This window comes from Sphingobacterium hungaricum, from assembly GCF_015210005.1.
Taxonomy (GTDB): domain Bacteria; phylum Bacteroidota; class Bacteroidia; order Sphingobacteriales; family Sphingobacteriaceae; genus Sphingobacterium; species Sphingobacterium hungaricum.
Window position 1 is genome coordinate 3,265,610 of record NZ_MU158698.1, and the last position, 16,757, is coordinate 3,282,366.

15 protein-coding genes and 2 tRNA genes are annotated in these 16,757 nt (G+C 38.7%); 9 read left to right on the forward strand and 8 right to left on the reverse strand.

All coding sequences use genetic code 11. The features are described 5' to 3' along the window. Positions 1 to 54: 54 nt before the first annotated feature. A tRNA-His gene (locus tag C4F49_RS17575) sits at positions 55 to 128 on the reverse strand. A 109-nt stretch (positions 129 to 237) separates the two neighbouring features. Continuing rightward, on the reverse strand, positions 238 to 2,124 hold the full coding sequence (htpG, locus tag C4F49_RS17580; RefSeq protein ID WP_196937137.1) for a molecular chaperone HtpG: 1,887 nt from the start codon (positions 2,122 to 2,124) through the stop codon (positions 238 to 240). A gap of 330 nt (positions 2,125 to 2,454) precedes the next feature. On the opposite strand from htpG, the gene C4F49_RS17585 reads away from it, so the two are divergent. The 4 genes from C4F49_RS17585 (at position 2,455) to C4F49_RS17600 (ending at position 5,168) form a co-directional block, all read left to right on the forward strand. Continuing rightward, the gene (locus C4F49_RS17585; RefSeq protein WP_196937138.1) at positions 2,455 to 2,718 is read left to right on the forward strand and encodes a 5-oxoprolinase; all 264 of its coding nucleotides are present in this window, start codon (positions 2,455 to 2,457) and stop codon (positions 2,716 to 2,718) included. A 202-nt stretch (positions 2,719 to 2,920) separates the two neighbouring features. After that, complete coding sequence (locus C4F49_RS17590) at positions 2,921 to 3,868, forward strand: DUF3667 domain-containing protein (RefSeq protein ID WP_231388361.1); 948 nt, start codon at positions 2,921 to 2,923, stop codon at positions 3,866 to 3,868. Between the two features lie 112 nt (positions 3,869 to 3,980). Then, positions 3,981 to 4,745 (forward strand): type I methionyl aminopeptidase, encoded by a 765-nt coding sequence (gene map / locus C4F49_RS17595; protein ID WP_196937140.1) that lies wholly within the window; start codon positions 3,981 to 3,983, stop codon positions 4,743 to 4,745. Positions 4,746 to 4,769: 24 nt separating this feature from the next. Then, positions 4,770 to 5,168: a DUF1801 domain-containing protein gene (locus C4F49_RS17600; RefSeq protein ID WP_196937141.1), complete on the forward strand. Its 399-nt coding sequence runs from the start codon at positions 4,770 to 4,772 to the stop codon at positions 5,166 to 5,168. 68 nt (positions 5,169 to 5,236) lie between these two features. Here C4F49_RS17600 and C4F49_RS17605 read toward each other — a convergent pair whose 3' ends face one another. Beyond that, positions 5,237 to 8,101 carry a M16 family metallopeptidase gene (locus C4F49_RS17605; RefSeq protein ID WP_196937142.1) on the reverse strand — a complete coding sequence of 955 codons (2,865 nt, stop codon included), beginning with the start codon at positions 8,099 to 8,101 and terminating at the stop codon, positions 5,237 to 5,239. Positions 8,102 to 8,206: 105 nt separating this feature from the next. On the opposite strand from C4F49_RS17605, the gene xerD reads away from it, so the two are divergent. The 5 genes from xerD to C4F49_RS17630 all read left to right on the forward strand — a co-directional run bounded on the left by xerD (position 8,207) and on the right by C4F49_RS17630 (position 12,663). Then, the gene (xerD, locus tag C4F49_RS17610; protein ID WP_196937311.1) at positions 8,207 to 9,100 is read left to right on the forward strand and encodes a site-specific tyrosine recombinase XerD; all 894 of its coding nucleotides are present in this window, start codon (positions 8,207 to 8,209) and stop codon (positions 9,098 to 9,100) included. 53 nt (positions 9,101 to 9,153) lie between these two features. Further along, entirely contained in the window at positions 9,154 to 9,501 is a 348-nt protein-coding gene (locus tag C4F49_RS17615) for a hypothetical protein (RefSeq protein ID WP_196937143.1), read from the forward strand. A 47-nt stretch (positions 9,502 to 9,548) separates the two neighbouring features. Continuing rightward, a complete protein-coding gene (locus C4F49_RS17620) occupies positions 9,549 to 11,885 on the forward strand; it encodes a TonB-dependent receptor (protein WP_196937144.1) in 2,337 nt (778 codons plus the stop codon). Between the two features lie 11 nt (positions 11,886 to 11,896). Then, a complete protein-coding gene (locus tag C4F49_RS17625) occupies positions 11,897 to 12,523 on the forward strand; it encodes a hypothetical protein (protein WP_196937145.1) in 627 nt (208 codons plus the stop codon). Between the two features lie 68 nt (positions 12,524 to 12,591). Beyond that, a tRNA-Arg gene (locus C4F49_RS17630) sits at positions 12,592 to 12,663 on the forward strand. A 75-nt stretch (positions 12,664 to 12,738) separates the two neighbouring features. Here the strand turns inward: C4F49_RS17630 and C4F49_RS18070 are convergent. From C4F49_RS18070 to C4F49_RS17650, 5 genes are all read right to left on the reverse strand, one after another. Next, positions 12,739 to 13,110 carry a hypothetical protein gene (locus tag C4F49_RS18070; RefSeq protein WP_231388362.1) on the reverse strand — a complete coding sequence of 124 codons (372 nt, stop codon included), beginning with the start codon at positions 13,108 to 13,110 and terminating at the stop codon, positions 12,739 to 12,741. Between the two features lie 39 nt (positions 13,111 to 13,149). Then, the gene (locus C4F49_RS17635) at positions 13,150 to 14,319 is read right to left on the reverse strand and encodes a recombinase family protein (protein WP_231388363.1); all 1,170 of its coding nucleotides are present in this window, start codon (positions 14,317 to 14,319) and stop codon (positions 13,150 to 13,152) included. Between the two features lie 26 nt (positions 14,320 to 14,345). Continuing rightward, positions 14,346 to 14,516 (reverse strand): hypothetical protein, encoded by a 171-nt coding sequence (locus C4F49_RS17640; protein WP_231388364.1) that lies wholly within the window; start codon positions 14,514 to 14,516, stop codon positions 14,346 to 14,348. Between the two features lie 195 nt (positions 14,517 to 14,711). Further along, positions 14,712 to 15,554: an RteC domain-containing protein gene (locus C4F49_RS17645; protein ID WP_196937146.1), complete on the reverse strand. Its 843-nt coding sequence runs from the start codon at positions 15,552 to 15,554 to the stop codon at positions 14,712 to 14,714. Between the two features lie 81 nt (positions 15,555 to 15,635). Then, positions 15,636 to 16,616, reverse strand: a complete 981-nt coding sequence (locus tag C4F49_RS17650; RefSeq protein ID WP_196937147.1) for a hypothetical protein — start codon at positions 16,614 to 16,616, stop codon at positions 15,636 to 15,638. Between the last annotated feature and the right edge of the window lie 141 nt (positions 16,617 to 16,757).

A 16,757-nucleotide genomic window follows, 5' to 3' on the forward strand; every position in this document is an offset into this window, starting at 1 on the left:
TGTTGGCAAGGCCATAAAAACAAAAAAGCTTTCCAATAAATTGAAAAGCTTTTGGGTAAATGATGGGGCTCGAACCCACGACCCTCGGTACCACAAACCGATGCTCTAACCAACTGAGCTACATCTACCGTGTTTGTGCTACAAAAGTAGAATAATTATTCATTCGTACCAAATGTTTTGCAACAAAAAAATCTTCATTGAGAGTATCTCAATGAAGATTAACTACTTATTTTTTGTTTAAATCATTTCAACACTTCTTTTTACAAAAGAAGTCAGTTCTGAACCTGTCAAAAGTCCTCTGGAAAGTAGAGCCAAATCAAAAGCTTGCTTCGCTAATTTCGCTCCTTCTTCATCCGAACTTTCTACAATACGTTTCACCAACGGATGGTTACCATTCACCGTAACTTTATAATTATCCGGCAAACTGCCATAGAAGCCCATGCCACCGCCTGTTTTTGCCATCTCTTTCATACGGCGCATAAATTCATCCAAAGTAACCGACACAGGCAAATCTTCTGCATGCAATGCATCTACTTCCACTTTCATATCTGCGCGAGAAATTGCTTTCTCGAAAACTTCAGTCGCTTTTTTGCTTTCGTCTTCTGACAAGGTCAATTCGATTTTCTCATCCTTCTGAATCAATTTGTCGATGACATCAGCATCCACACGTTTCAGCTGAATTTTCTCACCGCCTTTTTGCTCTAGGTACGAAGTCATGTGCGTATCCAACGGACCATCCAACACCAAGACATCATATCCTTTTGCTGTCGCTCCCGCAATAAAACTATCTTGCTGTGCAACATCATGCGTATACAAATAAACGATATTGCCATCTTTGTCGACTTGAATATCCTTTACTTTTTCATAATATTCTTTCATGGTATAGCTTTCGCCTTGCGTATTTTTCAATAAGCAAAACTCATTGGCTTTTTCAGCGAATTTCTCATCGCTCAACATACCATATTTGATAAATAGACCGATGTCGTTCCATTTTTCTTCAAATCCTTTTCGGTCAGATTTGAAAATTTCCTGCAACTTATCAGCGACTTTCTTGGTAATGTAGTTGTTGATTTTCTTCACATTGCTATCCGCTTGTAAGAAACTGCGGGAAACGTTCAACGGAATATCCGGTGAATCAATCACGCCATGCAACAACATTAAAAATTCAGGAACAATATCTTTTACTTCGTCGGTAATGAATACCTGACGGGAATACAATTTGATTTTGTTGCGCTGAACTTCTAATTCATTTTTGATTTTAGGGAAATAAAGAATACCCGTTAGATTAAATGGATAATCCACATTTAAATGAATCCAAAATAAAGGCTCATCCATCGGATATGGATACAATTCGCGGTAGAATGCCAAATAATCTTCATCCGTTAATTCCGAAGGCGATTTTGTCCAAGCTGGTGACGTATTGTTAATGATGTTATCGACCTCAACAGTTTTGTATTTCGGTTTTCCTTCTTCGTCCTCCCCATCTTCTTCTTGCGTAGATTTTGTGCCAAAACGGATTGGAACAGGTAAGAATTTACAGTATTTGTCAAGAATGGTCTGAATGCGCGATTCCTCTAAAAATTCTTCTGCATCTTCATTGATATGAAGAATAATATCTGTTCCGCGCGTGGTGCGCGTTCCTTCAGAAATCTCATACGAAGTCGAACCATCGCAAGTCCAGTGCGCAGGCTCTGCTCCTTCTTGATACGACAAAGAATCAATCTCCACTTTATCCGCAACCATAAATGCAGAATAGAAACCAAGACCGAAACGGCCTATAATTTCGTTCGCATCATTCGCTTCTTTGAATTTTTCCATAAATTCAGTTGCTCCTGAAAAAGCAATCTGATTAATGTATTTTTTGATTTCTTCGGCAGTCATACCAATTCCGTTATCGGAAATCGTAATGGTTTTGGCTTCTTTGTCAACCTTAACATCGACTAACAAATCACCAACTTCGCCTTGGTATTGACCTAGAGAAGATAATCTTTTTATTTTTTGAGAAGCATCAACGGCATTGGAAACCAATTCGCGTAAAAAAATCTCGTTGTCTGAGTATAAAAACTTTTTAATGACCGGAAATATATTCTCGGTGTGAATGGAAATACTACCTTTTTCTTGCATATTTTCGATTTATTTTATTTTCTGTTATACCCTTGTTCATCAAGATACATTCCAAAATCAGATAAGCGACAGCTTGTCAGAAAAATGTATTTTTTTATTTCATTTTGTCAGAATCAAAATAAAAAAGAAGAAAATTGTTGCAATTAAAATAAAGTCTACTATATTTGTAGAGTATTCAGAATTGCACGAGCAATACCAACCGAGTGAAGTCGCACCGCGGTGGTAAGTTAATACGGACAACATGTCAAAATAAACGGTGGAAACCTTGTTTACCTGTCCAAAAGAATTTAGAATACAACATGTTTTAATCATTTAAATTAAAAAAATTGTATGTCAGCACCAACTCAACTTTACCAACACTTAGTAGAAAAATTCAAAAATTATTCTACCCAAGAATTAATTACGTTAAACAATGATGTCGTCACCAATAATGCTTGGGGTTCGACTAAATCAGCTTTCAGGACAGCAATCTTAGATGCGTTCTCGAAGAGAGGATTAGACCTTTCGCATCTGGTTTCGAAAGAAGATGGATTTACGAGCGTAAAAGTCACTCAAATTAAATTGGATAAAAATGTGCTATTGCCCTTATGCTAGGGCAATGCATTTTATTTGAATCTATTGCCTGAATTCTTCCTGAGAAATTTTATATTTACGCTCAGATTAGTAATTTAAAATGTCTCACCATCCCTTACGAAACGAAAAAAACTGCTTGAACTGCGGGCATGTAGTTGAAGAGCGCTTCTGTCCCAAATGCGGGCAGGAAAACGTCGAAAACCACCCTCCTTTTCATTATTTGATGACTCATTTCGTCGAGGACCTTGTGCATTATGATAGTGGATTTTGGAAAACCATTAAACTATTAATCCTAAAACCTGGGTTTGTTATCCGAGAATATTTAGCCGGAAAAAGAAAGTCATTTGTCCCTCCCGTTAAATTTTATATTTTCATAAGTTTCGTTGCATTTTTGATTCCATTTATCTTACCGAACACCAAGAAGAAAGAGAAATCGAAAACGGAACAGACACAAAATCAAGAACTTTCCGCGAGCCAAAAAGATTCATTAGTTCTCTCTGTTCAGCAAAATGAATATATTCCAGATAATATTAAGGGTTCGATTGTTGAAGAAATCGAAAGCGATACGAATTCGTCAAGTTCGAATGCGATTAGCTTTAATGAGTTCTCCACTGGAGGCTATAAATCGAAAGCTGAGCTAGATTCAGTATATCAAAATTTAATACCGGGAAGACATGCGGGCTGGTTCGAATACAAAGCGCATTCAAAACTTTTTGAGTGGGAAAGCAAATCGTATAGCAGTGAAGAATTCTCAAAGAAAGTCATTGATATTTTTGTTCATTCCATTTCAAAAGCACTCTTTGTATTTATGCCCATATTTGCTTTTGTTCTCTGGCTGTTCCACAACAAAAAGCGCTGGTATTTTTACGACCATGGAGTGTTCACGCTCTATTATTTTTCAACGATTCTAATCGTCGTTACTTCTGCCATCTTGATTACTTGGCTATTGAATCTGTTTGGACCAAACTCATTTATCAATACGACAAAAGATATTCTGTATTGGATTTGCGGACTATTTATTTTATTCGCTTACTTAAAATCCCAACGCGTAGTGTATCAAACAAGCCGAAGCCAAACCATTATGAAGGGCATTGCGCTATTTTTTGTCAATTTTATCTTAATTCTGATAGGGATTCTAGTTCTATTGCTGTTCACGCTAAACAGCATTTAGATAGTCAGATTAATTGCAATTAAAACGTCAACATTTCTCTCGTCTTCGTTTTTAAGGATGCGATGCAATGGGTATCTGCTTGTTATTTCTTAATTTTGATAAAATTACAATTATGTCAATATCAAGTGAAGCGGAATTATTGGGAATGCAAAAAGCGAGCGAAGCTGTAGCGTACACCCTAAGGGAAATGATTAAATATGCCGAAGTCGGAATGACCACAAAAGAATTGGACGCCTATGGCGAAAAAATCTTGAACGAGTACAAAGCGAAATCTGCACCTTTTCTCACCTATGGTTTTCCTGGTTTCACATGCATAAGCATCGATAATGAATTTTGCCATGGGATTCCTTCGGACAAACGTGTTTTGCGCGAAGGCGAACTAATCAATATAGATGTTTCAGCGGAGCTGAATGGCTACTGGTCGGATAATGGAGCTTCTTTTGTCCTGGGCCAGGATGTGAATCAACATCAAAAACTGGTTGATGCTTCGAAAGAAATTTTAAAGAAAACGTTGGATAACATTAAAGGCGGAGTTAAAATTTCGGATATCGGACATTTGATGGAAACGGAAGCAAAGAAACGAGGATACAAAGTCATCAAGAATTTAGGCGGTCATGGAATCGGTCGCGGGTTGCATGAAGCTCCGGACGAATTGCTTAATTACCGCAACGAAAATGACCAACGCCGTTTCAAAAAAAATTCTGTCGTTGCCATCGAAACTTTTATTTCAACGACTTCCACTTATGCAGATACCTTGCAAGATGGCTGGACGATGGTCGGAAATAAAGGCGGTTTTATGGCGCAACATGAACATACGATTGTCGTTACCGATGGCAAACCAATCATCCTGACGGAAGTCAATGGAATCTTTGCATAATTCAATAATATTCTGGTAGCTAATATGATGATTAATCCTGAAATAGAGCATTACAACGAGCTAAAGGAAACTGAAGATAAGTTGATTTGTGATGCATTGGCAATGCAGATTTCGTCAGTTCTTCCAGAAGCCGAAAATAAAATTTGGCATGCCCATCCAGTTTGGTTTTTGGATGGAAATCCAATTGTAGGTTATAGCAAACAAAAGCATTTCGTAAGGCTGATGTTTTGGAGCGGACAATCTTTCGATGAAGATAGACTGAATCTGAAAGGAAAGAAATTTAAAGATGCATCTATTGGATACACATCCCTATCAGAACTGAATAAAGAAGACCTTTCCCGCTGGCTGACCAAAGCCAAAGAAATCCAATGGGATTACAAAAACATCGTCAAACGCAAAGGTGTTTTGGAACGAATAAAATAATTCCCAAATAGTATAGAAATAAAAAATGCGAGGCTTTCACCTCGCATTTTCTATGTGTTAAAGAACGATTACTTAACCTCGTCTGGCAATAAGATGAATTTAAATAACTGCTCGTCTTTCAAGTATTTATTAGCTACTTCTTTAACAGATTCTACAGTTACTTTGCTTAAATCATCTAAGTAACGCAAGATGTAAGTTGGGTCTTCCTGATTTTGGTAAGCACCAGCAATCTGTCCTAACCAGAAACCATTCTCACGCAATTGAGTTTCTAATTGACGTTTTTGTTCGATGACAAATTTGTCTAAATCAACTTGCGTAGGCCCGTCTTTCTTGATTTTGTTCACTTCGTCCAATGCAGATGCAAGCAATGACTCATATTTATCAACGCCTGTTCCATAACCGATACCGAAACTGTATCTGTTTTTAGGGAATTTGCTATAGCTAGCACCGGCACCAACACCATACACACCGCTCTCATCTTCGCGCAAGCGTTCGATTAATTTGATATTTAGCACACCTTCTAACGCGTCTAAATTCAAGTTTTCCATTTCCGAATATTTGTAATCGCCATAGTATGACAAACGAACATTGGCTTTCGCTTCTTTTCCTTTGTGTACAACTTTTTCGAAACCTTTAGCTGGCTCATAAAGTCCCAAATCTTTCGATTGCTCATTTCTTCCCAAATTAGGCAATGAAGCTAAATATTCTTCTAAATAAGGTTTGATTTCATCTTCGGTAAACGAACCAACGAATGTAAAGGTAAAATCAGAAGCATCCGCAAATCGATCCTTGTAAATTGCTAACGCACGATCCTTATTAATCTGTCCGACTTGATCTTTAGAAATTGGTGTTCTACGAATATTGTTGTTATACAAACTTTTTTGAATCGCCTCCGAAAACACGAAGTTCGGATCGCTATCTCTATTTTCTAACGAAGAAAGTGCTTTTTGAATTGTACTTTGGAAAATATCATCCTCGATGCGAGGTTCTGTAAAATATCCATAAATCATCTCAAACGCTAGTTTCAGGCCTTCTTTATCTGAACTTCCTGACAATCCCTCAGAACGTTCACGGATGTAAGGACTAACATTCACATTTTTGCCCGTCATGTATTTACGTAACTCGGTATTGTTCAATTGGCCTAAACCGCTTCCATTAACCAATGAGCTCGCATTGCTTGCAGAAAAGTAATCTGCATCTGGATACAATGAAGTACCGCCTGGACTGAATGCACTGATTAAAATCTGGTCGTTTTTAAATGTTGTTGGTTTTAAGATAACCTTGATGCCATTGCTTAGAACAATCTCTTTTGCGTCGATTCCTGCAATCGCTTTTTCCGATTTGATAGTTCCTTTAACAGGAGTCTTTGCTAACAAAGGCAATTCAGAAACATTGTCTTCGTAAGCTGTTAACTTTTCAGCTTTCAAATCTGCAAACCAAGTGTTTACTAAAGCTTCTGTTGGAAGAGTCTCCTTTTCTTTGTCAGGCCCCATGATGATTACATCTCTGTTTATATCTTCATAGTACAATTTACCGATTGCATCCACTTCTGACAAAGTCAATGTTGGCAATAGCTGTTTCGTGATTTGGTAACGGTCTTCATTGCTTAAAGAAGCACCATCATTTAAGAAATTATCTAAGTAAGATGATACATAACTATCCGATTTTTTCTTATCGCGCTCAATATAAGATGTTTCATTATTTTTAGCCATCGAAGCGACCGCACGTTGGAATTCAGTTGCTGTGAAACCAAATTGGTCTACGCGTTCAACTTCTTTCACCGTTGCTTTGAATCCTTCTTCAAACAAGCCAGGTTTTGACACAAAGTAGATTGATAGATTATCCAACCCGCCAATAAATTCGCTGATACTTACACCAGCTTGTAAGAATGGTGGATTCGCTGATTGCGAAATATCTCTCAAGCGCGCATTAATCATTTGATTATATGCACTTTTCAACAAACTTCTTCTGTAATCACCAACAGTAACCACCTTTTCTTCAGGTCTCTTAACCAAAATCTGACCGACAGTCGCCGTCATTTCTGGGTCTGTAACCGCTATAAATTGGTTTTTATTGATTAAATCAACTGTGAATTTCTCTCTTTTGGGCGCGTTCGCTGGCGTAGTCAAATCAGAAAACAAGCGTTTTACTTCGCTTTCCATTTCCTTTACATCAATATCTCCAACAATGATGATGGACTCTAAATCTGGACGATACCAATCTTTATGGAATCCACGAATCACTTCAGGGTCAAAATTAGTAATGATTTCTTCCGTACCAATTGGCAAACGGTTCGCATACAATGAACCATTCAACAAAATAGGAAAATACTGGTCGCGCATACGCTGTTGTGCTCCGCGACCTCCACGCATTTCTTCTAACACGATTCCACGTTCTTTGTTGATTTCATCCGTATCCAATAATGCATCTTGCGCCCAATCACGCATTACTTGCAATCCATTTTTCAATAATTCCGGGTCGTCCGAAGGAATTGGCAATTGGTAAACTGTTTCATCAAAACTTGTGTATGCATTTAGATCTGAACCAAAACGAACACCGGCTTTCTGTAAATAATCCACCAATTCATTTTTTGGGAAATGCTTAAGGCCGTTGAAATTCATGTGCTCTAAAAAGTGAGCCAATCCAAGTTGTTGTTCAGTTTCAAGAATAGAACCTACTTTAACAGCTAGATACATGGTAACGCGCTTCTCAGGCTCAACATTCCGACGAATGTAATATTTAAAACCATTCTCTAATGTTCCAGTTAGCACCTCATTATCAAAAGGCAATTTAGTATCCCAAGAAACCGTATCTTGATTTAAGATGGTTCTAGCTTCTTGTGATAAAGATGTCGGTGCTTTTGCATGTGCATCAGCGATTCCCCAACTCAGTGGTAAAAGAAACGCAATTGCAATTGTTTTAATAAATTTCATATAAATTAATACGTTAACTTTTTTATTAATAATCGTATGCAATCTACGATTATTTCCGAAAATTATCTACTAATCAAATTATTTTTCAATCTGTATCTTTACAAGATGGAATGGGAACAACTTTTAAAAGATTTTAAGCGGTTTTTACTGCTTGAACGCAGTTTAGCGGACAATTCCATTCAGTCCTATTTAAACGATGTACGCCATTTGCGAACCTATTCGGAGATGCTAATGCGCTCACCGGATAAAATGACGACCAAAAACCTTCAAGATTTTTTTATTTGGGTAGACTCTTTTGGCATATCGCAATATACGCATGCGCGATTGCTGTCAGGAGTCAAAACTTTTTATCATTTCTTGCAGATTGAGTACGCTTTGGAACTTAATCCAGTCGAATTGATTGAAGCCCCGAGATTGCAACGCAAACTCCCTTCGGTACTTAATATAGATGAAATCGATGCATTGATTTCAGCGATTGACCTATCCAAAGCGGAAGGAATGCGAAATAAGGCAATCTTAGAAATGCTCTATGGATGTGGCTTGCGTGTTTCTGAACTGGTCAACCTAAAAATCTCTAACCTCCATCTGGATGACGAGTTTATCAAGGTCGAGGGTAAGGGAAATAAAGAACGCCTTGTACCTATAGGATTGCAAGCGATTAAATACCTGCAAATTTACCTGAACGAAAACCGCGTGCATCAAGCAATAAAATCTGGAGAAGAAGATTTTGTTTTCTTAAATAGACGCGGAGCACACCTTTCTCGCGTAATGGTTTTCATTCTCATTAAAGATTTAGCCAATAAAATCGGTTTAACAAAGGAAATCAGTCCGCATACGTTTCGTCATAGCTTTGCGTCGCACTTAGTTGAAGGTGGAGCTGACCTGCGCGCGGTACAGGATATGCTTGGACACGAAAGCATTTCGACTACCGAAATTTACACGCATATCGATACGGATTACCTGCAATCAGTCATCACTCAATACCATCCTCGTTCTTAATTGATTTTTTATTTGCAACAGTATTGCATTTATTCTATCTTTGCGATGTGTATATGAAACAATGTATAACGAAGCTTTATTTGTTGGGCTTGCTCATCATTTCCGTTTTGGGAATGACAAGCCTTAAATACACGCACACTCACGAAGTTCTTATTGAAGAAAGTGCTTGTCATTCTGACAAAGAACATCAGCATCAGCATACCGATACTTCTACGCATAGCGATTGTGCGCTATGTTTGCTGTTCCATCATCAGCATGCAACAGCTCTGCATTTAGATTTTATTAAACTTGAAGACTATGCATTGGAAAACCGACAAACGGTTATGCCAATCATTCATTTTCATGCACAAGATTATTTAGCTAAAAAATCGAATAAAGACCCCCCGTATTTTCTATCCTAGAAAAGCTAAAAAAACACACTCACATTTATTTATAATACATTTTTGCTATGCATAAGTTTTTGCTATTGCTGATAGGTCTAACCTTCGCAATAGGTCAAAACAAAGCACAGTCTTCAGCTTGTCAATTGACTTTGGAAGGTTCTGTTATCGACATCTCGTCTCAGAAACCAATCAATGGCCTGAGCATTCGCCTGAACGACTCTGTTTATTCAACTACAACAACACAGGACGGCCGTTTTCTTATTGAAAATGTCTGCCCCCGAAAGTATGTCATTTCCATCCATGGAATTGGCTATGAACCATTTGTTGAAACGATAGAATTGAAGAATGGAAAGACTGTTTTGCAATTTTCTGTACAGAACAACAGCATTGCAATCGAAGAAGTTGCTGTACAAGGAAAACAGGCAGAATCAAAAACCTTACAAACCTATCGATTGAGTGAACAGGAAAAAGCAGAGCGAAAGGGTAAAAATCTAAGTGAGCAATTAACTGCTTTGGCGGGCGTGACTTTATTAAGTACAGGAACAACCATTCAAAAGCCAGTTATCAATGGTTTACATAGTCAGCGAGTCTTGGTTTTAAATCAAGGTGTCCGTCAAGAAGGACAGCAATGGGGCGCAGAACATGCTCCGGAAATTGACCCTTTTACGGCGGGATATCTTGAAGTCAGCAAAGGTGCTCAAGCCGTACGTTATGGTGCTGATGCATTAGCGGGTGTTGTTTTATTGACTCCTTCAAAAATAGATACCACAAAAATACTAGTGGGTCAAGTCGATGTAATTGGCATAAGCAATGGACGAGGCTTGACAAGCAATGTTCAGTTGGAAGGCAATCGATTTTTTGTCCCTAGACTTTCATGGCGACTGCAAGCTTCTGCAAAGAAACAAGGAAATAGCAAAACTGCGGATTACTATTTAGGCAACACAGGGGTCGAAGAATTAAATTTTTCGGGCTTATTTCAATATGCTTTACCGAAAGGTAAGTTAGAAGCATATATCAGTCGTTTTTCAACAAGCATGGGTATTTTCGCAGGTGCACATGCGAGTACGGGTGAAGACATTCTGGCAAGAATTGCCAACGGCAGGCCATTTGAAACCTATTCATTTTCGTATGACATTGGGGCACCTAAACAAGAGGTTTCGCACACCTTAGCCAAGTTGAAATATGACCATCATTTTTCTCCAAATTCATCATTATCCCTTCAATATGGTTTTCAACAAAACCATAGACAGGAATATGATGTGCGCAGGGTGGAATCGGATGATGTGCCAATGGCTGACATGTTGCTAAGAACGCAAACATTGGATGCGATTTATGCGATTTCGAATTATAAGTTTGGTTTGCAAGGAACGATTCAAATCAACAACAATGTTCCTGGAACGGGTACAACGCCCATCATTCCGAACTTTGATAACCACACTCTCGGAGCTTTTGCGATTGGCGAATTTCAGCGCAAAAACTACTTGATTGAACTTGGACTTCGATACGATTATCGGTATTTTGATGTAGCTGGTTATCGGTATGACTATGCCAATCCGGATGAAAATGGCGTAGTTCAGCAATATTTGCTGACCGACCAGCGCCAGTTCCATAATGTATCTGGAACAGCTGGAATCTCCTACCCTATTTCAGAGCGATTAATCTGGAAAAGCAATGCAGGTTTGGCTTGGCGTGCGCCTTCAGCGAATGAATTGTATAGCGACGGACTGCATCACGGAAGCGGAACGTATGAGATTGGCGACCCAAATTTGAAAAGCGAGAAAGGTTTGAAATGGGTAAATCATTTTGGATACCAATGGAATAGATTACAGGTTCATGCAGATGTATATGGGCAATACATTGCGGATTATATTTATGCCAATCCAGACCCTGATTCAATCCGTCAAACCATTCGCGGAACGTTTCCAGTATTTACTTTTCATCAAAATAACGCGTTATTTTATGGGATAGATGCGCAAGCTCGCTACAAGTTTTTGCAAGAAAAGTTGATTTATTCTGTACAGTTTTCATTGGTTAGGGCAAAGAACATTGATTCAAATACATTCTTGCCCTACATTCCTTCAGATAGGTTAAGCCAAAGCCTGCAATGGAACCTGTCGGAAAATAACCTGCTGACAAAAAACTATCTCAAGCTGACACATGATTATGTAAGTCAACAAACTCGGTACGAACCTGAATCGGACTACGCTTATCCGCCAGGAGCCTACCATCTTTTAGCTTTTCACGCAGGAACAAGCCTGCCTATAAAACAACAAGCGTTGGCAATTCATTTTGCCGTAGAAAACTTAACAAACAATTTATACAAAGACTACATGGATCGCTTCCGTTATTATGCTCATCAGCTTGGAAGAAACATTAGCCTGCGTATCACGTACAATTTTTAAAAATTAATGAAATGAAAAAAAATAACTTTTACATAGTAGCATTCGCATTCATCGCTCTGTTTACCTCTTGTTCTAAAGATGATCCGACTCCAGAAATCGATCAGGAAGAAGTATCTACGGCTACATTGACATTTACCGAAGTAGAGGGTGAATTGCATAACGACCATTATCATTATAACCCGATCACTGATGCTGAAGTTGAAGTGGTTGAATTCGGAGCTGATGGTTTGCCTCCTGCTGGCGTACATCTTCATCTAGAGGTAGGCAAAACGTACAAAGTAGCTTTGGTTGCAAAAGATTTTACGGGCAGAGAAACACAGCAAACGTTTGTCGAGCGCCATGACATCCACCAAGCTTTCTTATTGGGTGCTCCAGCTGATGCGTTAGAATATGTTTATGCAGATAGAGACGCGGAAAACAAAAAAGTAAGTGTTGGAGTTACGGGATATATTACGGTGTTGAAAGCATCAAATACATTTGTTTTCCGTTATGTAATGCGTCATTTGAACGAAGGTGTGAAGGCAAACATCACAGCGGACGACTGGAATAATGCAAATTATACGCAATTTACAGGAGCAAATGATTTGGATTTAAAAGTTGAGCTTCATTTAGTTGAAGAAGACGAACACGGACATTAATATTATAATAATGGAATTTTAAAATTAACTTCAAAAGCTACGCAGAAAAATGCTATTTTTGGCTTCTCGTTCTCGTAGTTCAATGGATAGAATTTTAGATTCCGGTTCTAAAGATGGGGGTTCGAATCCCTTCGGGAACACAAAAGTCACTCCAAAAGAGTGACTTTTTTTGTTCGAAGAGGAATGAGAACTATTGGGTTCGATTCGAAGAAGGCTCAGGGTCGTGCTGGGGGATGGCGGGGCTGAGCCAATCCCTTCGGGAACACTTCACGGGACAAGTCAAAAAAAGAGAGACTTGTCCCATTTTTTTTGCGCTTTAACTTGTTGGTGTTCTGATAGATAAGAGAGACGACGGCATTGACTCTCGGAGTTCGATGTTGTGTTCCGTCAAATTCCAATAATTCAGGGAACATCGAACTCACTATCAAACGTTTTTCTTCAATATCTCCGTTTTTGTAGCATAAATACACGTCAGCGAGCCTTTCTACGGCTGTTTTGAGCAATTCCCTTATTTCTACATGGACGGTTGCCAATTTGTTTAGCTTCATTTCTAGTTCTTTCAAACGTGTTCCTATGAGCGTTTTCATTTCCTGATATTCTTAGTTGTCTATTTCGCCATCAATTTTCTAAACAAGCGCATTTTTTAATCGTTGGTTTTGTGTTTCAATCTGCTTCAGTAAATCCATTCGTTCGTTACTCTGCATTTTAGTTTGTTGCTCAAATTCGTTGACAAAAGCTTCGGTAAATAGGTCCAGTATGCCTTGTTTGGGCACCAGGTTTCTAAGTTGGTTTATAAAGGCATCGTTCGCAACTTCAGCTTTGAACCTTACTCCGCAGGTACTTGAACAATGATAATAATGATAATACCTTCCCATCTTTCCTTTGGACGCGCTACCTGTCATCGTTTTACCGCAATTTGAACATTTTAAAAAACCTCTTAGCGGCAGGTGGTTTGGAGAAACGACTTTAGGTTTTAATATACGCTTTCTGCCATCGAGTACGCGCTGTACTTCATCGAACATATGCTCGCTGATTAGCGGTTCATGTTGCCCAACTACGAAATGCCCATCTTCATCTTTATAAGGGGGAATAAAAATCTTGCCGCAATACAATGGATTTCGCAATGCTCGCCAAAAATTATTCTTGCTGAACCGTACCCTGCTTTGCGATTTCTCCCGAAGCAGCTTCCAGACTTGTTCTGTGTTAAAGTTATTTTCGATAATTTGCTCGAATGCCCATCGCAGCAGCGGCGCTGCGAAATCGTCAATAGCAATGTACTTTCTTTTGTCTTTCGCTATTTTGTTGGTGTAGCCCAATGGTGCAGTCCCCATGCAGCGTCCCTCCTTTTTCGCCCTGCGCATTCCATGGAATACATTCAGTGATCGCCTATCGTTTTCCACCTCTGGAGTAGCCAAATAGAAAGCTAGCATAATCTTATTTTCTGGGACAGAGAGGTCTAGCGGTTGCTCTATTGCTTCTGGCTCTACGCCAAACGCCCTGAGCACTTTAATCATCTGATACGCATCAGCGGCATTGCGGCTAAACCGATCCCATTTCGTAAACAGCAATGCTATGGGAACTTTGTTATTTTTTGATTTTCGTAAGATAGATAGGTAATTTTTCCATTCCGGACGTTCGAAGGTTTTTGCCGAATGATCCTCAATGAAGACATGCCGAATATCAAATCCTTTAATTTTACAATAATGGCGAAGCCTATCTTCTTGATCACGTTGGGAATATCCTTTGTCGGCCTGCTCATCAGTGGAAACACGGATATACAAATCTGCTATTTTCATACCGGTAGTTATTAGTTATCACCTGCTTAATGACAGCCTCTAATATACTGAATAACTGATACATGAGCAAGATTTGTAATAAATTTCAATATGGCTTCCGCTTCTTGAATTGTCACATCAGTACCCTTATTCTTAAGAATATCTACCACCATTTCTGGGCTTAGCTTTTTAGACTGTGCTTCTTCAATTCTATCCATTTTATCTACGAGGAAAATGATGCACCATAAACTTAGAGAAGCTGTTTGTGACGACCTTCCCATTTGTAGCGGAAGACTGCATTTGGCGTCCATTAACATCGTACGCTACTTTTAGAGAAAATCGAATTAGAACAGTTTCCTTGGCGTGTACCGGTAGAGCACGCCAATAACATTTTGGAAAATTAAGCTCGATAATTAAAGTCCTTTGTTCATGTATTCTTCCAGGGAGCCTTTGAGTTGGTCTAAGAAGATGGTGCGGGAGCCTGCCCTCTGTTTCATCCGATGAAAAGCATGATGGGGATCTGTCATTTGAATTTTGAAAAGCTTTTGAAAGACCAAGACCATTTTTCGAATCTCGAGTTTGCCGTAAGAGATTGCACCTGAAGCCTGGAGCGCATAAATCAGCTCAATTAATGCATTTTTTGATTCTGTCCAGCTGAAATCTTTTTCAGCCTGCACATCGCCCAGGTTGAAGTCATCGTTGTCACTGGGATTAATTTTGGCGTGCAAATACACGTATAGGAGGTCATTCGCAATAATCCGTGAAATTATTCCATCGTAGTAGGTAGAGAAGTTGATGTCTATTTCAAAAACAATACTGCATAGGCCGTCAAAATAATTGATGTTGCCCATGCGAAAATAGGTTTGGTCGTTGTCCGACCTCCCTGAACGATAATATTTAAAAAATTCCAGCTTGCTTATTTCCTCATACTCCTTTTTTAATTTCCTTAATTGAAGACTAAAAAACCTTTTGTAAATCTTTCCTTTTTGGTTGGGGCAGGCAATCTCTAAGCAATACACATTGTTGTAATATATTAACTTGCCTAAAATTTGCGGTTTTACCTCTCTAAAGAAATAGATTTCTTCTCGCTCAGAATCAAATCCATTTGTAGCAATCGATTTTTTGAGCGACCGCAATATTTCTTGAAGGTATAGCATCATTTCATATACTTCTCCAACAAGCTTTTTGTCCTTGGCGAAAATTTTTACCTTTCTCGCTTCGACCTCTGAAATGATAGTTCGCCATGCGTATTCCATAACCGTTACATGAATACTTGTTTTACTAAAAATAACTGACAAGCGCCTGGTAGGCAACATCATACACAGCACTGTCCTTGTTTACACAGAATTGCTAAACTTTTTCTGCAATAACGAAACCTCGTCTTGCATGCTTTTAAAAAACTGCACACGTTCTTTTTCAGACGTCCTGCTTAGGCACGAAGATTTGTTCATAATCGCTTTCATCCAGTTTATATTGTCTTCTATGTATCTTGAATCTGTTGTTGTTATGCTGTTTATTGTATAGAGCTTAAGCGAGGCAAAGTATTTGCCGTCAAACACGCATAGCATTTGACTTAGCCCCAAATCAATGGGCGTCAAATACAGGTCGAAAAATACATTTCCATTTTTGCTTTCCTTTAATGTCCATTCCTGAAGGCCTGCAATCAAAGAGCGCAACTGTTCTACTAGTCGCCTTTTTGTCAGTGGGTCAGAAAAGCTGCCAATTTGGTCATAGTATTCTAACAGTATGAGCGTAGAATCAATTGTCGATTTGGTCCAGATTTCTCTGGATGGCACCTTTTTGTAGAGCTCGACAATTTCATAAAAGAGAGCTTCTAGGTTGTACTTTTTCATCTCGTACACGAAATCCTCAAATGGCAACGCATTATTTATGTTTTTTAGCGATTGGCTCCAAACGTATAATTTAAAATAGGTCAGCTCTGGAAAGCCCATGAAATGAAAAATAGGGATATCATCGGCACAAAAGATTATTTCCTTTTTCTCCGCGCTGTACATTTGCTTCAGCAGGGATTTGATATCTTCCAGGTAAGATTTATATCTTTCGATATGTGAAATATTAATATTGACAAACCTAAACCTTAAATTATTGCTTCCAAGATTAAACAAATCCTCCGCATCGATTCCATAGGTAGTGATAATTAGTTCTAGCTCATCGATGTTCAATAACACTTCTCCCCGTTCTCTGCGGTACACCGCATCTCTAGTCAAACATAATAAAGAAGCAAGTTGACATGCCCAATTAGCAGTGGATTCTATCTTTCTTTTGACTTCATCAAACACACGTTGTTGTAATTTCATAGACATAGATTTAGTGAGTAAAACCTAATTACTATACAAAATATTAAAAACTAACGAATTAACCCAAATTATTTGTGGATTTAGACAATGCAAAAATACAGCAGGGCATCTAAGTTGCGCATTACGCAATTCACCATTGAA